16 protein-coding genes and 1 pseudogene are annotated in these 19,705 nt (G+C 74.8%); 4 read left to right on the top strand and 13 right to left on the bottom strand.

The features are described 5' to 3' along the window. Nucleotides 1–11 precede the first annotated feature (11 nt). Together ABT263_RS32975 and pyrG are read right to left on the bottom strand one after the other, a co-directional pair. The gene (locus tag ABT263_RS32975) at nucleotides 12–650 is read right to left on the bottom strand and encodes an NUDIX domain-containing protein (RefSeq protein WP_352296117.1); all 639 of its coding nucleotides are present in this window, start codon (nucleotides 648–650) and stop codon (nucleotides 12–14) included. A gap of 168 nt (nucleotides 651–818) precedes the next feature. Next, nucleotides 819–2,495 (bottom strand): CTP synthase, encoded by a 1,677-nt coding sequence (gene pyrG, locus ABT263_RS32970; protein WP_329490166.1) that lies wholly within the window; start codon nucleotides 2,493–2,495, stop codon nucleotides 819–821. Nucleotides 2,496–3,219: 724 nt separating this feature from the next. Here pyrG and ABT263_RS32965 point away from each other — a divergent pair. Beyond that, the gene (locus ABT263_RS32965; protein ID WP_352296114.1) at nucleotides 3,220–5,214 is read left to right on the top strand and encodes a glycoside hydrolase family 15 protein; all 1,995 of its coding nucleotides are present in this window, start codon (nucleotides 3,220–3,222) and stop codon (nucleotides 5,212–5,214) included. A gap of 93 nt (nucleotides 5,215–5,307) precedes the next feature. Here ABT263_RS32965 and ABT263_RS32960 read toward each other — a convergent pair whose 3' ends face one another. The 3 genes from ABT263_RS32960 to yczE form a co-directional block, all read right to left on the bottom strand. Next, a complete protein-coding gene (locus ABT263_RS32960; protein ID WP_352296112.1) occupies nucleotides 5,308–6,489 on the bottom strand; it encodes a glycosyltransferase family 4 protein in 1,182 nt (393 codons plus the stop codon). Nucleotides 6,490–6,663: 174 nt separating this feature from the next. Beyond that, the gene (gene recN / locus ABT263_RS32955; RefSeq protein ID WP_352296144.1) at nucleotides 6,664–8,397 is read right to left on the bottom strand and encodes a DNA repair protein RecN; all 1,734 of its coding nucleotides are present in this window, start codon (nucleotides 8,395–8,397) and stop codon (nucleotides 6,664–6,666) included. Between the two features lie 76 nt (nucleotides 8,398–8,473). Continuing rightward, nucleotides 8,474–9,169, bottom strand: coding sequence for a membrane protein YczE (gene yczE, locus ABT263_RS32950; RefSeq protein WP_502885902.1), 696 nt, complete (start codon nucleotides 9,167–9,169; stop codon nucleotides 8,474–8,476). A 137-nt stretch (nucleotides 9,170–9,306) separates the two neighbouring features. Here yczE and yczR point away from each other — a divergent pair, with 137 nt between their 5' ends. Next, entirely contained in the window at nucleotides 9,307–10,818 is a 1,512-nt protein-coding gene (yczR, locus tag ABT263_RS32945; protein ID WP_329490163.1) for a MocR-like transcription factor YczR, read from the top strand. A 64-nt stretch (nucleotides 10,819–10,882) separates the two neighbouring features. On the opposite strand, the gene ABT263_RS32940 is transcribed toward yczR, so the two are convergent. From ABT263_RS32940 to ABT263_RS32925, 4 genes are all read right to left on the bottom strand, one after another. Next, the gene (locus tag ABT263_RS32940) at nucleotides 10,883–11,785 is read right to left on the bottom strand and encodes an NAD kinase (protein WP_352296109.1); all 903 of its coding nucleotides are present in this window, start codon (nucleotides 11,783–11,785) and stop codon (nucleotides 10,883–10,885) included. 226 nt (nucleotides 11,786–12,011) lie between these two features. Beyond that, nucleotides 12,012–12,818 (bottom strand): TlyA family RNA methyltransferase, encoded by an 807-nt coding sequence (locus ABT263_RS32935; protein WP_352296106.1) that lies wholly within the window; start codon nucleotides 12,816–12,818, stop codon nucleotides 12,012–12,014. A 27-nt stretch (nucleotides 12,819–12,845) separates the two neighbouring features. After that, nucleotides 12,846–13,163, bottom strand: coding sequence for a hypothetical protein (locus tag ABT263_RS32930; protein WP_352296104.1), 318 nt, complete (start codon nucleotides 13,161–13,163; stop codon nucleotides 12,846–12,848). After that, nucleotides 13,156–14,061 (bottom strand): hypothetical protein, encoded by a 906-nt coding sequence (locus ABT263_RS32925; RefSeq protein ID WP_352296103.1) that lies wholly within the window; start codon nucleotides 14,059–14,061, stop codon nucleotides 13,156–13,158. The genes ABT263_RS32930 and ABT263_RS32925 overlap by 8 nt, the downstream gene beginning before the upstream one ends. A gap of 157 nt (nucleotides 14,062–14,218) precedes the next feature. Between ABT263_RS32925 and ABT263_RS32920 the strand changes: the two genes are divergently transcribed. Further along, on the top strand, nucleotides 14,219–14,566 hold the full coding sequence (locus ABT263_RS32920; RefSeq protein WP_352296101.1) for an alkyl sulfatase C-terminal domain-containing protein: 348 nt from the start codon (nucleotides 14,219–14,221) through the stop codon (nucleotides 14,564–14,566). Nucleotides 14,567–14,651: 85 nt separating this feature from the next. Here ABT263_RS32920 and ABT263_RS32915 read toward each other — a convergent pair whose 3' ends face one another. Together ABT263_RS32915 and ABT263_RS32910 are read right to left on the bottom strand one after the other, a co-directional pair. Continuing rightward, nucleotides 14,652–15,695: an HAD-IIA family hydrolase gene (locus ABT263_RS32915; RefSeq protein WP_352296098.1), complete on the bottom strand. Its 1,044-nt coding sequence runs from the start codon at nucleotides 15,693–15,695 to the stop codon at nucleotides 14,652–14,654. Nucleotides 15,696–15,711: 16 nt separating this feature from the next. Beyond that, nucleotides 15,712–16,389 (bottom strand): tetratricopeptide repeat protein, encoded by a 678-nt coding sequence (locus tag ABT263_RS32910; protein ID WP_352296095.1) that lies wholly within the window; start codon nucleotides 16,387–16,389, stop codon nucleotides 15,712–15,714. A 172-nt stretch (nucleotides 16,390–16,561) separates the two neighbouring features. On the opposite strand from ABT263_RS32910, the gene ABT263_RS32905 reads away from it, so the two are divergent. Next, nucleotides 16,562–17,932, top strand: a complete 1,371-nt coding sequence (locus ABT263_RS32905) for a DUF1015 family protein (protein WP_352296092.1) — start codon at nucleotides 16,562–16,564, stop codon at nucleotides 17,930–17,932. Nucleotides 17,933–18,042: 110 nt separating this feature from the next. Here the strand turns inward: ABT263_RS32905 and ABT263_RS32900 are convergent, their stop codons facing one another. Further along, a complete protein-coding gene (locus ABT263_RS32900) occupies nucleotides 18,043–18,930 on the bottom strand; it encodes a tetratricopeptide repeat protein (RefSeq protein ID WP_352296141.1) in 888 nt (295 codons plus the stop codon). A gap of 231 nt (nucleotides 18,931–19,161) precedes the next feature. Then, nucleotides 19,162–19,705: pseudogene (locus ABT263_RS32895) on the bottom strand (DEAD/DEAH box helicase); the annotation flags it as partial.

The following is a 19,705-nucleotide window of genomic DNA, read 5'->3' as shown; positions in this document are numbered from 1 at the left end:
CGCCGGAGGTGTCACGCCGAGAAGGGCCGCGCCGGCCACGGCGAGTCGGCGGGGCGCAGCGCGTCCAGGCCGCCGGGCCCGGTGAGCGCGGCGTGCACGGCGAGCGTGCCGGTGATCAGGGTGGGGTTGTGCAGCTCCCCGGCGTGGATCAGCCGGATCAGCTCGGCGACCGGCACCCGGGCGGTCTCGATCTCCAGTTCCTCGCCGTGCGCCTCGTAGCGCTCGCCCTCGGCGGCGGTGAGGTCGGTGGCGAGGAAGAGCCGCAGCGCCTCGTCCGTGCCGCCGGGCGAGGTGTAGAAGTCGACCAGCACCCGCCAGGTGCCGGCCTTGCAGTGCGCCTCCTCGTACAGCTCGCGCTGGGCGGCGTGCAGCGGGTTCTCGCCGGGGACGTCGAGGAGGCCGGCCGGCAGCTCCCAGAGCCGCTGGCGGACGGGGTGGCGGTACTGGCGCAGGATCAGCACCCGCTCCTGGTCGTCCAGCGCCAGGACGGAGACCGAGCCGGGGTGGGTCTGGTAGTCGCGGCGGGCCCAGCTGCCGTCGGGCATCCGGACCTCCTCGGAGCGCACGCCGGTGACCTTGCCCTGGAAGGGCGTCCCGGTCCCCCGGGTCTCCCACTCCTCGGCCACGTCAAAGATGCTCTGGTCGTCCATCGCTCTCCCCTTTTCGTCAGTACGACACAATCTAACGCCGGACGGCGGCCCCGCGGGAATCGCGGGGCCGCCGTCCGGTGACATGTCGACGACTACTCCTGGTGGGCGCCCGTTGCCCGGCGCCGACCTCCGGGCGCCGAGCAGTGGGAACCGACTACCGGGTCCCGACTACTGGGCGGCCGTCTTGATCTCGATGGCCGCCTTGACCAGACCCGCGAACAGCGGGTGCGGGCGGGTCGGGCGGGACTTGAGCTCCGGGTGGGCCTGGGTGGCCACCAGGTAGGGGTGCACCTCGCGCGGGTACTCGACGTACTCGACGAGGTCGCCCTTCGGGGAGAGGCCGGAGAACTGCAGGCCGGTCTTCTCCAGGTCGGCGCGGTACGCGTTGTTGACCTCGTAGCGGTGGCGGTGGCGCTCCTCGACGTACTGCTCGCCGCCGTAGACCTCACGGACGATGGAGCCCTCGGCGAGCTTGGCCGGGTAGAGGCCCAGCCGCATCGTGCCGCCCAGGTCGCCCTTGCCGTCGACGATCGCCAGCTGCTCGGCCATGGTGGAGATGACCGGGTACTTGGCGGCCGCGTCGAACTCGGTGGAGTTGGCCTCGGGCAGGCCGGCCAGGTTGCGGGCGGCCTCGATGACCACGCACTGCAGGCCCAGGCAGAGGCCCAGCAGCGGGATCCTGTTCTCCCGGGCGTAGGTGATCGCGGCGACCTTGCCGTCCACGCCGCGGTCGCCGAAGCCACCGGGGACGCAGATCGCGTCCACGTCGCCGAGCTGCGCCTGGGCGCCCTCGGGCGTCTCGCAGTCGTCGGAGGTGACCCACTTGATCTCGACGCGGGCGTTGTTGGCGAAGCCGCCGGCGCGCAGCGCCTCGGTCACCGACAGGTAGGCGTCCGGCAGGTCGATGTACTTGCCGACCAGCGCGACCTTGACGATGTGCTGCGGCTCGTGGACGCGGCGCAGCAGGTCGTCCCAGGTGGTCCAGTCCACGTCGCGGAACGGGAGGTCCAGCCGGCGGACCACGTACGCGTCCAGGCCCTCGCCGTGCAGGACCTTGGGGATGTCGTAGATCGACTTGGCGTCGATGGCCGCGACCACGGCCTCCTCGTCCACGTCGCACATCAGCGAGATCTTGCGCTTGATGGCCTGCGGGACCTCGCGGTCGGCGCGCAGCACGATGGCGTCCGGCTGGATGCCGATGTTGCGCAGCGCGGCCACCGAGTGCTGGGTGGGCTTGGTCTTCAGCTCGCCCGAGGGGCCGATGTACGGCAGCAGGGAGACGTGCACGAAGAACACGTTGTCCCGGCCGACCTCGTGGCGGACCTGGCGGACGGCCTCCAGGAAGGGCAGCGACTCGATGTCGCCGACCGTGCCGCCGACCTCGGTGATCACCACGTCGACGTCCTCGGTCGCCATCCGGCGGATCCGGGCCTTGATCTCGTTGGTGATGTGCGGAATCACCTGGACGGTGTCGCCCAGGTACTCGCCGCGGCGCTCCTTGGCGATGACCGTCGAGTACACCTGGCCGGTGGTGACGTTCGCCGAGCCGTGCAGGTTGGTGTCGAGGAACCGCTCGTAGTGGCCGACGTCGAGGTCGGTCTCGGCACCGTCGTCGGTGACGAAGACCTCGCCGTGCTGGAACGGGTTCATGGTGCCCGGGTCCACGTTGAGGTACGGGTCGAGCTTCTGCATCGTCACGCGGAGTCCGCGGGCCTTGAGCAGGGCGCCCAGGCTGGAGGCGGTGAGGCCCTTGCCGAGCGAAGAGGCGACACCCCCGGTGACGAAGAGGTGCTTGGTCGTCACGGCGCGGCCGTTCGATGCCTTGCCGGAATGGGGCTGTGCCAAGAGGGGGCTCCCGTGGGTCGCGTGTCGAAGGTGACGTGGGCGGGAAGCTCTCGGCTCGCCTGGCGCGACGGGAGTGCGGTGTGGTGCACGGCACTCGATGAGTCGTCGGTTCGGCTGGTCCGGGGCGTTTGATCCCACCGGTCCACGGGATACCAGGGTATCAGTGCCCCGGCCCGGACGCGTTCCGGCCCGCTCGCGGCGCTCGGGAACCACTCCGTCGGCGCACCACCGGCGCACCACCCGGCGCACGCGTCACACCGGTCGCACCACCGGCCCGAGCGGGCCACTCCGCGGCGCTCGGGCGGGTCATGGAGCCCCCTCCCGACGGACCATCCGGAGGTGATCCTTCCGAGCCATCCTTTACGGCTCCCCCACGATGCACGGCATTTCCGCCGAATTGTGGCGCCACGCAGGGCTGCGCCCGCGTGCTTCGCCCCTTTCGTCCGTCGTAAGCTGCACGGACGCATCGCCGACAGCACGAGCAAGCGGAGGGCGTGGGAGGGCAAGGACACCTCTCGGTCCCCGATGCGCGACCGGACCTCCCCGTTATCCAGCACCCCCCACCCACCCTGGGGCTCGACCGAGCCCCGCGCGGACACTCCAGCAAGGCCTGCCACCACCCCCGGCAGGCCGGACGTCCCGGGGTGACCCCCGGCCCCGCAGACCCGCTGGCTCTCCCCGGATCGCCGATGCGTCGTGACCACATTGCGAACTGGAGATCCACGTGGCCGGCCGTATCGAGGACTACGCACTCATCGGGGACATGCAGACCGCTGCCCTGGTCAGCAGGGACGGAGCGGTCGACTGGCTGTGCCTGCCCCGCTTCGACTCGCCGGCGGTGTTCGCCGGCCTGCTGGGCACCGATGAACACGGCTTCTGGCGGATCGGCCCGGCCGAGGTGATGGCCGCCGAGCTGCCGGCCACCCCCGCGCCGGCCCCCGACACCCCACACGTCCGGTACACCGACACCGGCGACCTGCGGGTCCCCCCGCCCACCGCGGCCGCGCCGGCCGTCCCCGCCGACCGGCGCCGCTACCGGGGCGACTCACTGATCCTGGAACAGGAGTGGGACTCCCGGGGCGGCAGCGTCCGGGTGATCGACTTCATGCCCCCGCGCCCGCTGGCCGGCCGGGACTCCGTCCCGCAGATGATCCGGATCGTCGAGGGCCTGTCCGGCACCGTCCGGATGCGCTCGGCGGTGCGGATGCGGTTCAGCTACGGGCGCGTCGTGCCCTGGGTGCACCGCGTCGAGCAGGCCGACGGCGGCCACCGGACGGTGGCCGTGGCCGGCCCCGACTCGGTCTGGCTGGACGGCGAGGCCGACACCTACGGGCGCAACCTCACCACCTACGCGGACTTCACCGTCCAGGCCGGCGAGCGGATCGCCTTCGCGCTCACCTGGCAGGCCTCGCACCTGGACGCGCCCAAGGCCCCGGACGCCGAGGAGATGCTCGACGCCACCGCGGACTTCTGGCACGAGTGGGCCGGCCAGTGCACCTACCAGGGCCCCTACCGCGAGGCGGTGATCCGCTCCCTGATCACCCTCAAGGGCCTCACCTACGCCCCCACCGGCGGCATCGTCGCCGCCCCCACCACCTCCCTGCCCGAGGACATCGGCGGCGAGCGGAACTGGGACTACCGCTACACCTGGCTCCGCGACGCCGCCATCACCCTCTCCTCGCTGCTGCGCACCGGCTACCGCGACGAGGCCCGGGCCTGGCGCGAGTGGCTGCTGCGCGCCGTCGCCGGGGACCCGGAGAACCTGCAGATCATGTACGGCATCGCCGGCGAGCGCGAGCTCACCGAGTCCTCGCTGGACTGGCTGCCCGGCTACGAGGGCTCCCAGCCCGTCCGGGTCGGCAACGGCGCCGCCGGCCAGCTGCAGCTGGACGTCTACGGCGAGGTCGTCGAGGCCCTGCACCTGGCCCACATGACCGGGCTGGTCCGCAACGACCACGCCCACCACCTCCAGCTGCGGCTCATCGACTACCTGGAGGACCACTGGCAGGAGCCGGACGAGGGCATCTGGGAGGTCCGCGGCCCGCGCCGGCACTTCGTCCACTCCAAGGTGATGGCGTGGGTGGCGGTCGACCGGACCATCAAGCTGCTGGAGCAGAACCCCGAGGACGCCCCCTCCGACGGCCACCTGGAGCGCTGGCGCACGCTGCGGGCGACCATCCACCGCGACGTCTGCGAGAAGGGCTACGACCCGGAGCGCAACACCTTCACCCAGTACTACGGCGGCAAGGAGCTGGACGCCTCGCTGCTGCTGATCCCGCAGGTCGGCTTCCTCCCGCCGGACGACAAGCGGGTGATCGGCACCATCGAGGCGATCCAGCGCGAGCTCTCCACCGAGGACGGCTTCGTGCTGCGCTACCCGACGCACGACGAGAGCGGCAACAACGTGGACGGCCTCTCCGGCCACGAGGGCGCGTTCCTGGCCTGCTCGTTCTGGCTGGCCGACGACCTCGCCATGATCGGCCGGGTGCAGGAGGCCCGCGAGCTGTTCGACCGGCTGCTGTCGCTGCGCAACGACCTCGGCCTGCTCGCCGAGGAGTGGGACCCGCGGGAGAAGCGCCAGGTCGGCAACTTCCCGCAGGCCTTCAGCCACGTCCCGCTGATCGACACCGCGCTGCGGCTGACCGCCTGCGGCGGGGCCTACCTCTCCGCCCAGCCGGACGCCCCGGCCGTCGACCGGGTCGAGCAGGCCACGGTCTGAGCGGTGCCTGCCCGGGCGGCCACGGCCCGGGCAGGCCCGGTCCCACCCGTCGCGGTCCCGCCCGTCGCGGTTCGGACCGGCCGCTCGGCTCGGCTAGGGGGTGCGCTGCACCAGCTCGTCGTAGGTGCTGAGCACCTGGGCCACCGTGGCGGCCTCGTCCGGCCAGGTCTCGGCCTGCTGCCGGCCCGCGGCCACCAGGCGCCGGCGGCGCTCCGGGTCGGCCAGCAGCTCGCGCACCGCCCGGCCGAGCGCCGCCGCGTCGCCGGGCGGGACCAGCACGGCGGCGTCGCCGACCAGCTCCGGGATGCCGCCGACGGCGGTGGCCACCACCGGGACGCCGGCCCGCATCGCCTCCTGGACCGCCAGCGAACGGGCCTCCCAGCGGCTGGAGACCACCAGCACGTCCGCCGCCGCCAGCAGGTCCGGCACGTCGGTGCGGTAGCCGAGCAGCCGGACGTCGGCCTTCTCCACGGCCGCCCGCTCACGGAGCCCGGCGGCCTCGGGGCCGTCGCCGGCGATCAGCAGCAGCGGCTGCGGATCCAGCCCGGCCAGCTCGCGGGTGGCGTCCAGCAGCACCCCGAAGGCCTTCTGCGGGACGAGTCCGCCGACCGCCAGCAGCAGCGGACGGTCCGGGCCGTCGCCGAGCAGCGCCGCCCGGGCCTCGGCCCGCTCCAGCCGGCCCTCGGGCACCGGCGGGGCGGCCACCGGGCCGAGCCGGGCATCGGTGGCGCCCAGCTCGCGGGCCCGGGCCACCAGGTCGGAGGAGGCGCCGAGCACCAGGTCGGCGGCCCGGGCCACCCGACGCTCCATCAGCCGCTGGAGCCGCCGCTCCATGCCGGTGGCCAGCAGCGCGTGGTGCGAGGTGACCACCAGCGGCGTCTCCGGGCGCAGTCCCGGGAAGCGGCCGGCGGTGCGCAGTGCCAGGTCCGACAGCAGCCCGGCCCGCAAGCCGTGGGCGTGCACCACGTCGGCGCCGGTGAAGGCACGGCGCAGCTCACCGATCGCGGTGGCGTCGCTGCGGGCGCCCGCCGTGGGGGTGATGTCGACCAGGTGGAACCTGGCTCCGGTGCGGGAGAAGCCGAACAACGCGTCCGTACCGGCGGGCGCGCAGACCGTGACGGTCACTCCGTGCGCGACCAGGCCCTGTGCCAGGGAGCGCACGTGCGCACCGATGCCGCCGGTACTGGCGGCCAGGACGAGCACCACGTGCAGCTGACCCGGTTCTGGGGCGGCCGCGGTGGCCCGGGCGGCGGAATGGTCCACGTCGTCTCGCATCCGACTCGATCAGGTTCGCGCGCCGCGTCGCGAGGATTGCCCGCCGACGGCGCTCGGGACTGGAAAGCCAGTGTCCAGCCGCCACCATGCCAGGTCGGCGGCCCTCTTGGACAGTCGGCGCCACGGGGGGCGCGTCGCGGTCCGCCGGAGGGCCGCCGGGCCGGGCGGCGGAGGCTAACGGTGGCGCGGAGCCCGGGCGGCGGCCAGCAGTTCCTCGGCGTGGGCGCGGCCCAACTCCGAGTCCTCCAGGCCGGCGAGCATCCGGGAGAGCTCGCGCACCCGCTCCTCGTCGTTGAGCACCTTGACGCCGCTGCGGGTCACGGTGCCGTCGTTGGTCTTCACCACCACCAGGTGGCGGTCGGCGAAGGCGGCGACCTGCGGCAGGTGGGTGACCACCACGACCTGGGCCGACTCGGCCAACTTGGCCAGCCGGCGGCCGATCTCGACCGCGGCCTTGCCGCCGACGCCGGCGTCCACCTCGTCGAACAGGTACGTGGGGACGGGGTCGGCGCCGGCGAAGACCACCTCGACGGCGAGCATCACCCGGGACAGCTCACCGCCGGAGGCGCCCTTGGCGATCGGGCGGGGCTGGGCCCCGGGGTGCGGGGCGAGCAGGACCTCGACCTCGTCCACGCCGTGCGGGCCGTAGGCGACGGTTCGGCCGTCGACCTCGATGCCGGAGAGGTCGTCGACCTGGGCGATCGCGAAGGTCACCCGGGCGTGCGGCATCGCGAGTTCGGCGAGTTCGGCGGAGACGGCCTCGGCGAAGCGGCCGGCGGCGGCCTGCCGGGCGGTCGAGACCTCGCCCGCGAGCTCGGCCAACTCGGCGCGCAGCGCGGTCTCCTGGGCGCCGAGTTCGTCGATCCGCTCGTCGTCGCCGTCGAGCTCGGCGAGCCGGGCGGAGCCGTTGTCGGCCCAGGCGAGCACCTCGGCGAGGGAGTTCTCCGGGCCGCCGTACTTGCGCAGCAGCTGGGCCAGGACGGCCCGGCGGTCCTCGACGGCGGCCAGCCGGACCGGGTCGGCGTCCAGGTCGTCGGCGTAGCCGGCCAGGTCACCGGCGACATCGGCCAGCAGGTAGCCGACCTCGTTCAGCCGGTCCGCGAGGCCGGCGAGGCGCTCGTCGTGGTGGCGGACGGCGTCCAGGGCGCGGCGGGCCTGGGCCAGCAGGGTGCCGGCGTCCAGCGCCTCCGGGTCGGCGGGGTCCCCGGCCAGCGCGGCGTGGGCCAGGGTGGCGGCGGAGGAGAGCGCGTCGGCGTGGCCGAGCCGCTCGGCCTCGGCGCCCAGTTCGACGTCCTCGTCGGCGACGGGCTCGGCGGCGGCCACCTCGTCCAGGCCGAAGCGCAGCAGGTCGGCCTCCTGGGCGCGCTCGCGGGCCCGGGTGGTCAGCTCCTCCAGGGTGGCCGAGACCTCCCGCAGCCGGCGGTAGACCTCGCGGTAGCGGGCCAGCGGCTCGGCCACCGCCTCGCCCGCGTACCGGTCCAGGGCGCCGCGCTGGCGCGCCGGCCGGAGCAGCCGCTGCTGGTCGGTCTGGCCGTGCACGGCGATCAGGTCCTCGCCGAGCTCGGCCAGCAGCCCGACCGGCACGGCCCGGCCGCCGACGTACGCCCGGGAGCGGCCCTCGGCCGAGACGGTCCGGCTGATCAGCAGCGCGCCGTCGTCGAGTTCGGCGCCGGCCTCGACCGCGCGGACCGCCGCCGGGGAGCCCTCGGGCAGTTCGAGGCGGCCCTCGACGACCGCTCGTCCGGCGCCGTTGCGCACCAGAGCGGGGTCGGCCCGGCCACCGAGCAACAGGCCGAGGCTGGTCACCACCATGGTCTTGCCGGCACCGGTCTCACCGGTCACGGCGGTGAAGCCGGGGGCCAGTTCGACCACCGCATCGTCGATGACCCCTAGATCCCGTATCCGCATCTCGTCCAACACGGTGACGACCTTACGAGGTTCCGGCCCCGGCGCGCGACGAGCGGCAACTCCACGCCCCTCAAGTTCATCCCTTCCGGGGCGTTTCGGCGGGGCTGGGCACGGTGCACCAGGGCAGGAAGATCTGCGCGAGCGGGCCGATGGCCAGCGCGTATGCGACGGTGCCGACGCCCGCGGTACCACCGAGCAGGACTCCGGCGGCCAGCACGGTGAGTTCGATTCCGGTCCGGATCAGCCGCAGCGACCGGCCGGTGCGCCGGTGCAGGCCGGTCATCAGGCCGTCGCGCGGGCCCGGGCCGAAGCGGGCGCCGATGTAGAGGCCGGTGGCCAGGCCGTTCAGCACGATCGCGCCGACCATCAGCGCGATCCGGGCCGGCAGCGGTCCGGGCGTGCCGGTCACCCGGAGGGTGAGGTCCATCGCCGCGCCGATCATCAGCACATTGGCCACGGTCCCGAGCCCGGGGCGCTGGCGCAGCGGGATCCAGAGCAGTAGCACCAGCGCGCCGCAGATGGTCACCCAGGCGCCCACCGAGAGGCCGGCGGTGCGCTGCAGGCCCTGGTGGAAGACGTCCCACGGGTCGAGACCGAGCCCGGAGCGCAGCATCAGCCCCATGCTCGCCCCGTAGAGGGAGAGGCCGACCAGCAGCTGCGGGAGGCGGCGGCCCAGTGCGTGGGTGTCGCCGAGCAGGCGGACGGCGAGGGAGGGGCGCCGCGCCGTGTCGGCGGGCGCGGGGGTGGTCGGTCGCGTGGTCGTGGTGGCCATCGGGCTCTCCCGCAGGTGGTGCTGCACCGTACGGGCCCGGCCCGCGACGGTGGCGGACTCGATGGCCGCCCTGCCATGATGGACAGGCCAAAGCAACCCCTTCCAGGGCCAATTCCGAGCAAGTGGACTGATCAGCCATGGCCGACTGGCACACCACCGTCACCGCCGCCGCACTGGCCCGGCTGCTCGACGCGGCCCGGCTGCCCGAGCCGGCCGCCGCCCGCCGCCCCGCCTACCGGACGCTGGCCGGGCAGGTCCGGCTGCTGGTCACCGAGGGCCGGCTGCCGGTCGGGGCCCGGCTCCCCGCCGAGCGCGAGCTGGCCCTGGCGCTGCGGCTCAGCCGCACCACCGTGGCCACCGCGTACGAGGCGCTGCGCGCCGAGGGGTACCTGCACAGCCGGCGCGGATCCGGCAGCTGGACCGCCCTGCCCGAGGGCGCCCCGCCGCCCGGCGACGCGCTGCACCCGGTGCCGCCGGACGAGCAGGGCCGCACGCTGGACCTCGGGGTCGCCGCGCTGCCCGCCCCGCAGCCCTTCCTCGGCGCGGCGGCCGCCCGGGCCGTCGAACAGCTCCCCGCGTACGCCGCCGGGCACGGCAACTATCCCACCGGCGTCCCGGTGCTGCGCGAGGCGGTGGCCCGGCGCTACACCGAGCGCGGCCTGCCGACCACCCCCGACCAGATCCTGATCACGATCGGCGCGATGGGCGGGCTGCACCTGGTGCGGCAGGCGCTGATCTCCCGCGGCGACCGGGTCGCCGTCGAGGCGCCCAGCTACGCGCACACGCTGCAGGCCCTGCGCCTGGGCGAGGCGCGCCTGGTGCCCGTCCCCTACGGCTGGCCCGGCGGGCCGTCCCGGCAGCCCTCCTGGGACCTCGCCGAGTGGCGCCGGGTGCTGCGCGGCGCCACGCCCAGGGCCGCCTACGTGATCCCGGACTTCCACAACCCCACCGGCGCCCTCGTCCCCGAGGAGCAGCGCCGCGAACTGCTGGCCGCCGCGCGGGCCGCCGGCACGATCGTGCTGGCCGACGAGACCACCGCCGAGCTCGGCTGGGGCCTCGCGCCGGACGCCGTGCTCCCCCGCCCGATGGCCGCGCTGGACCGGTCCGCCCAGGTGGTCACCGTCGGCTCGGCGGGCAAGCTGCTCTGGGGCGGCCTGCGGATCGGCTGGGTCCGGGCGGCCCCCGCGCTGGTGCGCCGGCTGGCCACCGCCCGGGTCTACAGTGACGTCGGCGCCCCGGTGCTGGACCAGCTGATCGCCGCCGAGCTGCTCGGCGAGCCGCTGGCGGCCGTCCGCGCCCACCAGCTGGACCGGCTGCGCTCCACCGCCGAGGCCTTCGCCCGCGCGCTGCGCGAGCGGCTGCCCGCCTGGCACTACGCCGCTCCGCCCGGCGGGCTCGCGCTCTGGGTCTCCACCGGGGGCCTGTCCGGCGCGGCACTGGCCCAGGCCGGGGAGCAGGGCGGCGTACGGATCGCGGCGGGCAACCGCTTCGGCTCGGACGGGGCCTTCGAGCACCACATCCGGATCCCGCTCACCCTCCCCGCCGCGGCCGTGCCCGCCGCCGTCGAACGCCTCGCGGAGGTCGCCGCCCGGGCCGCCCTCGGCGGCCGCTGGAGCGCGGGCGACGACAGCCAGCCGCTGGCGGTCTGAGGGCCCGCCCACGGCGAAGGGCCCGGGCCGCCGGTGGTCGGAACCGGCGGCCCGGGCCCCTCCGTCAGTGCGTTTCGGCCCGGCCGCGCCAACCCGTCACCGGCAGCGCGAACTTCGCCACCAGCCGGTCGGTGAACGGCGCCCGGTGCAGTCGCGCCAGCCGCACCGGCGTCTGCCCCCGGCGGACCTCCACCCGGGCCCCGGCCGGCAGCTCCACCGAGCGCCGCCCGTCGCACCAGAGCACGCCGTGCGGGGTCTTCGGCTGCACCTCGACCGCGAGCACCGAGTCCGGCGAGGCCACCAGCGGCCGGGCGAACAGCGCGTGCGCGCTGATCGGCACCATCAGCAGGGCCTCCACCTCGGGCCAGACCACCGGGCCGCCGCCGGAGAACGCGTACGCCGTCGAACCGGTCGGCGTCGCGCAGACCACCCCGTCGCAGCCGAAGTTGGAGACCGGACGGCCGTCCACCTCGGTCACCACCTCCAGCATCCGCTCCCGGGACGCCTTCTCGATCGAGGCCTCGTTCAACGCCCAGTCCTGGTGGACCACATCGCCGTTGGTCCGGACGATCACGTCGAGCGTCATCCGTTCCTCGACCTCGTATTCGGCGTCGACGACCCGCTCCACCACGACCGCGAGATCGTCCCGCTCGGCCTCCGCGAGGAAGCCCACCCGGCCCAGGTTGATGCCGAGCATCGGCAGCCCGTGCTCACGGGCCAGCTCGGCCCCGCGCAGCAGCGTCCCGTCCCCGCCGGCGACCAGGATCAGCTCGCAGCCGTCCGCCGCGCCGGGCCCGCCGGCCACCCGCTCGATGCCGTCGGGCAGGTCCAGGTCGACCGCCTCGGCCGCGAGCAGCCTGATCCGGATGCCCGCCTTCAGCAGGCCGTGCACCAGGCCCTCGACACTGCGCAGCGCGGCCTCCCGGCCGGTGTGCGCGATCAGGAAGACCGTACGTCCCTCACTCATGCGCGCCCCTCTCCGCCCGTCCCGACAGCTCCGAGGTGCCCCCGTCTCCCCACGGTAGCCGCGGGCGACGCGTACCCCTCGACAGCTCTCCCCCGGATCTCGGCCGGGATTACCCCCACGGTTCGCTCGCTCATGCCCGCTGCCCTCTCCCTACGTCGGCCGGGTCGCCCTCGGCCCGGTGCGGCCGCGTCACTCAGCATGACGGACCGGACGTCCGCAGAGCACCCTACCGGGGGCCTTCGGCGACGGCCCGGTCCGCCTGCGCCGGGTCCAACGGCGGGGCGTCCCGGCGCAGCCAGAGGAAGTACTCGACGTTCCCCGACGGCCCCGGCAGCGGGCTCGCGGTGACCGCCCGCACGCCCAGCCCCTGCTCCCACGCCTTCCCGGCCACCTGCCGGATCATCTCGGCGCGCAGCTGCGGGCTGCGCACCACGCCGCCGCTGCCCAGCCGCTCCTTGCCGATCTCGAACTGCGGCTTGACCATCAGCACCAGGTCCGCGTCCTCGGCGGCGCAGCCGGCCAGCGCGGGCAGCACCAGGCCGAGCGAGATGAACGAGAGGTCGCCGACCACCAGGTCGACCGGTGAACCGCCGATCAGCTCCCGGGTCAGCTCGCGCACGTTGGTGCGGTCCATCACCGTCACCCGCTCGTCGCTCTGCAGCGACCACGCGAGCTGTCCGTAGCCGACGTCCACCGCCAGCACGCCGGCCGCCCCGGCGCGCAGCAGCACGTCGGTGAAGCCGCCGGTGGAGGCGCCCGCGTCCAGCGCCCGGCGGCCCTCGACCACCAGGCCCTGCGGGACGAAGGCCGCGAACGCCCCGGCGAGCTTGTGCCCGCCGCGCGAGACGTAGTCGGGGTCGTTCTCGTCGTTCGCCACCACGACCGCCGCCGCGGTCTCCACCTGGGTGGCCGGCTTGGTCGCGGTGGTGCCGCCGACGGTCACCCGGCCGGCCGCGATCAGCTCGGACGCGTGCTCGCGCGACCGGGCCAGCTTGCGGCGGACCAGCTCCGCGTCGAGACGGCGTCGTGCCACTGCCACTGGTGTTTCAGCTCCTACGGGTCATCGCGAACGGTCGGACCCAGCGGGTCGATCCTGGTCGAGCGCGGCCAGCGTGTCGGTCAGCCGCTGGTGAACATCTTCGTACACCGCGACGTGTGCCTCGGTCGGCACCCCGTCCAACGCCTCCAGCCGGGCCAGCGCGGCGTCGACGGCCGGGTGGCCGGTGGGAGTCGGCTCGACGCCCAGCGGCAGCGGCTCATCGATGCCGAGGAAGGCGTCCGGGACGGCGCCCGCGGCTGAGTCTGCGGCGAGGTCCCGGGCCGGGTCCACCGGGCGGATGACGGGCGCGGGGGCGCTGCCCGGGCCGGGATCAGGCATCGGGCTTCCTGGTGCTGCTCTTGCGGACGGTGGTCTTCCTGGTCGCGGTCCGCTTCTTGGCGGGCGGCTCCTGGCCGGCGGCCTGCGCCGCCTTCTTCGCGGCGGCCCGCTCGGTGGTCGCGGCGGCGGTCTTCTTGACGGCGGTCCGCTTCGCGGGAGCCTTCTTGGCGGCGGGCTGCTGCTCGGCGGGCTTCTTCCCGGCGGGCTTCTTGGCGGCAGCCTTCTTCACGGCAGCCTTCTTCACGGCGGGCGCCTGCGCTGCGGGCTTCTGCGCGGCGGCCTTCTTCGCCACCGGCTTCTTCGCCGCGGGCTTTCGCTCGGCGGGCTTCTCGGCCGCCTCCGGCTTCTCCGCCACCGCCGGCGGCACCGGCGGATCGGTCTCCACCGGCTCGTCGACCTCGACCCGCTCGGCCACTATCGGCTCGCCGCCCACCCGCGCCGCGGGTGCCGCCGGCTCGTCGTCCAGCTCCCAGCCGTGCCCGAACAGGGCGTCGGCCCGGGGCGCCGGCGCCGCCGTGCCGGGCTCCTCCTCCTGCGGCGACGCGGCCGGAACGGCCTCCTCCTCGACCTCGCGCAGCTTGCTCTCCAGGTAGGCGAGCACCACGCCGACCTTGGTCACCTGGTCGCCGACCTTCTCGAAGGCCTTCTCCACCTCGCTGCGCGCCACGCCGACCGCCAGGTCCACCCCGGCCCGGCCGGCGGTCACCGCCTCCTCGGCCAGGGTCTGCAGCGACTTCGCGGACGGCGGGAACGGCCCGCCCAACCGCCGCTCCACCTCGGCGACGTCGACCCCGCTCATCTCCAGCAGCCCGGCCGCCGTCCCGACGACCCGCTTGCCGACCTCCTCCACCAGCCCGGCCGCGACCTCCACCGCTCCCCGCACCGTCTTCGGCAGCATCCGGGTGCCTCCTTAGCGCCTGCGCGCATCGCTCCGTCGCCGTCGGTACCCGGACCGGTTCCGGGCACCCCACCGACGACGCTACCGCCAAAACCCGCCTGCGGTACCGTGGCCCCGCAGTGACCGCCGCCGTCGCACAGGGAGTGGACCAGCCGCCATGGCCAACGCCGAGGAGTGCCGCACGGCACTGGAGCAGCTCAGCCGGAACCTGGCGAAGTCCACCGGCAACGTCCGCAAGGCGGCCGACCTCGACCGCTCCCTCACCTGCCGGATCACCGACCTCGACCTGACCTTCACCGGCCGGCTGCGCGACGGCCGGATCGAGGACGTCACCGAGGCACCCGGCCCGCCCGCCACGAAGGCCGAGATCCGGCTCACCATGAGCAGCGACGACCTGGTCGCCCTGGTCGGCGGCACGCTCAACTTCGCGGCGGCCTGGGCCAGTGGCCGGGTCCGGCTGGAGGCCGGCTTCCGCGACCTGCTGCGGCTGCGCACACTGCTCTGACCGGGCGGCGCGGCGGCCAACCGGCCCGCGCCCCGGCACCCGTTCGTGGGACCGGCCGCGCGGACCGCCCGGCCGGCCCCGGGGCTCAGAACCCCAGCTCGGCCAGCGCCTTGCGCCCGTCCGACGGACCGCCGTCCGCGTCCAGTGCCGTCCAGGCCGCCGCACAGAGCGCCCGCAGGCCGTCCCAGCGGTCCGAACCGGTGCCCTCCAGCTTCAGCACCCCGTCCTGCGCCACCACGACCCAGCCGCCGCAGCCGAACCCGCCGCCCGGCTGCCCGGTGACCGCCGGGTGCGCCACCAGCAGCCCCCGCAGGTCCTCCGCGAGGTACGTCGGCCGGTGCTCCACCGGCGCCGAGAGCAGTTGCGCCGCCGTGGTGACCCCGGTGAACACCAGCAGGCTGTCGACGCCGCCGTTGAACGCGCCCTCGATGTCGGTGTCCAGCCGGTCCCCGACCACCAGCGGCCGCTCGGCACCGGTCCGCAGGACGGTCTCCCGGTGCATCGGCGGCAGCGGCTTGCCCGCCACCTCGGGCTCCACACCCGTCGCCGCGCGCACGGCCGCCACCAGCGCGCCGTTGCCCGGCGCGATCCCGCGCGCGGTCGGCACCGTCAGATCGGTGTTGGAGGCCACCCACGGCAGCCCGCTCCGCACCGCGTAGGAGGCCTCCGCCAGGTGCGTCCAGCCCACCGAGGCGTCGAAGCCCTGCACCACCGCGAGCGGCTCCTCGGCCAGCGTGCGAACGGCCACCAGGCCGCGCTCGGCCAGCGCCTCCTCCAGGCCCAGGCCACCGACCACGAGCACCTTCGACCCGGCCGGCACCTTCTCGGCGACGACCCGGGCGGCCGCCTGCGCCGAGTTGATCACGTCGTCCGGCTCGGCCGGCACCCCCAGCTCGGTCAGGTGCGCGGCCACCACCCGCGGCGGGCGGGAGGCGTTGTTGGTCACGTACGCCAGCCGCATCCCGGCCGAACGCGCCGACGCCAGCGAGTCCGCCGCGTGGTCGATCGCGTCGGGCCCGGCGTAGACCACGCCGTCGAGATCCAGCAGTGCCGTGTCGTACGCCTCGGTGAGCGGGCGCTCACTGCCGCCGGGGGCGGTCCGTCGCTCGGTGGTGGCCGTCTCGGTCATGCCTTCGCTACCTCATTCACTGCGTCGATTTCCCGTCATCCGTCTCGTCCCGGGCCCTGCCGCCGGGGACTTCGTCGTCCCCCGCGCCCCGGTCGGCGGCCGCCGGCAGCCCGCCGGGCGACGGGCGGGGTCCGGCGTACCCCGGCGCCCCCGGCAGCAGCGGGCCGAACGCCCCGGCGCGGGCCGCCAGGGTCGCCCGGGTCTGCCGCAGCGCGGACCGGTAGTGGTCGGTGTCCGGCCGCATCGCGACGGCCAGGGCCAGGTGCTCGGCGGACGTCTCGAAGTCGCCCAGCCGGGCCGCCGAGACGCCCCACCCGAACTGAGCGTAGTCGTCGGACGGATCGGCCAGGGCCACCGCCCGGAAGTTCTCCAGCGCCGCCGCGTACGAACCGGCGTCGAACTGCGCCCGCGCCAGCATCTCCCGGATGCTGCGCGAGTGCGGCTCCGCCGCGGCCGCCCGCGCCAGCAACTGCTCGGCGGCCGCCGGATGCCCCTGGGCCAGCAGCTTCCCGCCCCGGCGGAACCACTCGTAGACGTCCCCCGCAGGCTCCCCGGCCCGGCCCTGCTCCGCCCCGCCCCCCGGGCCGTCGAAGCCCTCGCCCGAAGGCCCGGCGCCCGCCGACCCGTTCATCACACCGTCCGCGGAGCCGTCCGCCCCGCCGCCGCCGTCCAAACGCTCCTGCCCGCCACTCATGCGCCCACCTCGCCGCCCGCGCCGACCGCCTCGCGGGACGCACAACGCTGCGTCGACCGCCCACTGCGCTCTCTCACGCCGTACCTCGCCCTCGGTCACGACACCCGCCCGCTCCGGACCAGCACGGGTGTTCCGATCTCTGAACAACGCGTACCCGATTACGATGCCCAGAATGAGCACACCCAGTGCAGAAAGCGGAGCGGAGTCTCCGCAGGGCGGCCCCGGTAACCCCGGCCACGTCGCCACCGCAGGTCTGTCCCTCTCCCCCTTCCGCGGCCTCCGCTACGTCCCCGACCGGGTCGGCGCCCTGGCCGCGGTCACCTCACCGCCGTACGACGTCGTCGACCCCGGCCGCCGGCTCGATCTGGAGACCGCCGACCCGCACAACGTGGTCCGGCTGATCCTGCCGCGCCCCGAACCCGAGGACGCCGGCGACCGGCCCGACCGCGACACCCGCTACCGGCACGCCGCCCGGCTGCTGCGCGCCTGGCAGCGCGAGGGGGTCCTGGCCGCCGACCCCGAGCCGGCGCTGTACGTCTACGAGCAGCGGGTCCCCGCCACCGGCGACTCCCCGGAGCTGCTCCAACGCGGCCTGATCGGCGCCCTCGCCGTCAGCGGCAGCGAGGCCGGCGTCGTCCTCCCCCACGAGGACGTGATGCCCCGGCCGGTGGCGGACCGGGTCGGTCTGATGCGCACCACCCGCGCCAACCTCGAACCGCTGCTGCTCACCTACCGGGGCAACGGGGGCGCCGCGGGGGTGATCGAACGGGCCGTCGAGGACGACCCGCTGCTCACCACGACCACCACCGACGGCACCCACCACAGGCTGTGGGCCGTGACCGACCCCGCCGGGATCGCCGAGATCAGCCGCGACCTGGCCACCTGCCGGGCGCTGATCGCCGACGGCCACCACCGCTGGGAGATGTACCTGCGGCTCCAGCGGGAGCACCGCCACCTGCCGCGCAGCCCCTGGGACCGGGGCCTGGTGCTGCTGGTCGACACCGCCCGCTACCCGCTGCGGGTCCGCGCGATCCACCGGGTGCTGTACCGGCTGCCGATCGCCGCGGCCCTGGAGAAGCTGGGCGACCAGTGGCGGGTCAAGGAGGTCCCCGGCCCGCTCGCCACCGCCCTCCAGGCCCTCGCCGAGCAGAAGCGGCAGGGCGGCAACGGGTTCGTGCTGACCGGCGGCGACGGCGTCTACTGGCTGATCGGCGAGCCCGAGGAGGCCCTGCTCGACGCCAGCGTGCCGCACGACCGGCCGGAGGAGTGGCGCCACCTGGACGCGACCGTGCTGCACGCCGCCCTGCTCGACCACACCTGGCGGGTCCCCGACGGCCCGGACGACATCGGCTACCTGCACACCGCCGTGTCCGCCGAGCGCGAGGCCGCCCGAACCGGCGGCACGGCGGTGCTGCTCCACCCGGTGCGCGAGAGCGTGGTCCGCCGGCTCGCCGAGCAGGGCGTCACCATGCCCCGCAAGTCCACGTCCTTCGGCCCGAAGCCGGCCACCGGGCTGGTCCTGCGCAGTCTCGAACTGGGCTGAGCGTCCTGCGGCCGGGCCGTCCGGTCGCGTCCGGACAGCAGTGAGGCCCTGCCGCACCCCGGAGTTTCCCGGGGTGCGGCAGGGCCTCACTCACCTACTGGCCGCGCTTGTCAGCCCTTGGCGTCGGTGGACCGCTCCGGCACCACGCCGTCGAAGTCCTCGTCGATCTCCAGGTCGTCCTCGTCGTAGAACTCCTCGACGTCTTCCTCGTCCTCGAAGATCTCCCGCTCGTCCGGCACGCCGCCGCGCGACTTCGCCGGAGCCGGGGCCGGAGCCTCGTCCTCGGCCTCGTCCCGCGCGACCTCGTCCTCGATCTCGGGGTCGAGCGCGTCGACGAACTCCAGGCCGTCGATCTCGGCCAGCCGCTCCGACGCGTTGGTGGCGCCGTCCGTGTCGGCCTCGGCGGCCTTGGCGAACCAGTCGCGGGCCTCGTCGCCCCGGCCGGCCGCGATCAGGGCCTCGGCGTACGCGTACCGCAGTCGCGCGGTCCACGGGTGCACGGCGCTGGAGGCCAGCTCCGGGCTCTGCAGGGTGACCACGGCCGCCTCGAACTGCTCCATGTCGCCGCGGGCACCCGCCGCGACCAGGCGCATCTCGACCTGACCGGCCTTGTCCAGCTGCTTGACCTCGGCCTCGCCGGCCATCGCCAGCGCCCGCTCCGGGCGGCCCAGACCGCGCTCGCAGTCCGCCATCACCGGCCACAGGTCCGCCCGACCGGTCATCCGACGGGCGGCGCGGAACTCGGTCAGCGCCTCGGAGTAGCGCTGGGTCATGTACGACGCGAAGCCGGCCGCCTCACGGACGGCGGGCACGCGGGACGCGAGCCGCAGCGCGACGCGCGAGTACTGGTAGGCCTCCTCCGGCTCGGTGTCGAGCAGGCGGGCGACCATCACCAGGTTGCGGGCGACATCGTCGGCGAGCGTCTTGGGCAGGCTCTTGAGCTCCTGGCGGACATCCGCGTCCAGCTCGAAGCCGGTGACGTCCTCCGGGATCGGCAGCCGCTTGACGGGCTCGAAGTTGCCCCGGCGGTCGTCGTAGTCCCGGCCGCCGCGGTCGTCACGGTCGCGGTTGAAGCCGCCGGACGGACGGTCGTCACGACGGTAGCCACCGCCGCCGGAGGGACGGTCGTCGCGGCGGAAGCCACCACCAGAGGGGCGGTTGTCACGGCGCGGACGGTCGTCACGGTCACGGTTGAACCCGCTCGGGCGGTCGTCACGGCGGAAACCACCGCCGGACGGGCGGTCGTCACGGCGGAAGCCGCCGCGGTCGTCGCGGTCGCGGTTGAAGCCGCCACCGGAGGGACGGTCATCGCGGCGGAAGCCACCGCGGTCGTCGCGGTCGCGGTTGAACCCGCTCGGGCGGTCGTCACGGCGGAAACCGCCGCCGGACGGACGGTCGTCACGGTCGCGGTTGAAGCCACCGCCCGACGGGCGGTCGTCACGGCGGAAGCCGCCGCCCGAGGGCCGGTCGTCACGACGCGGACGGTCATCGCGGTCACGGTTGAAGCCACCACCGGACGGACGGTCGTCACGGCGGAAACCACCGCCGGACGGACGGTCATCGCGGTCGCGGTTGAAGCCACCACCGGACGGACGGTCATCGCGGCGGAAACCGCCGCCAGACGGGCGGTCGTCACGACGCGGACGGTCATCGCGGTTAAAGCCACCGCCCGAGGGGCGGTCATCGCGGCGGAAACCGCCGCCAGACGGGCGGTCGTCACGACGCGGACGGTCATCGCGGTTAAAGCCACCGCCCGAGGGGCGGTCATCGCGC

The sequence above is a fragment of the Kitasatospora sp. NPDC001603 genome (assembly GCF_040298365.1).
Taxonomy (GTDB): domain Bacteria; phylum Actinomycetota; class Actinomycetes; order Streptomycetales; family Streptomycetaceae; genus Kitasatospora.
The sequence above is the reverse complement of the archived record's forward strand: the minus strand, read 5'-3'. Positions and strand labels throughout refer to the sequence as shown.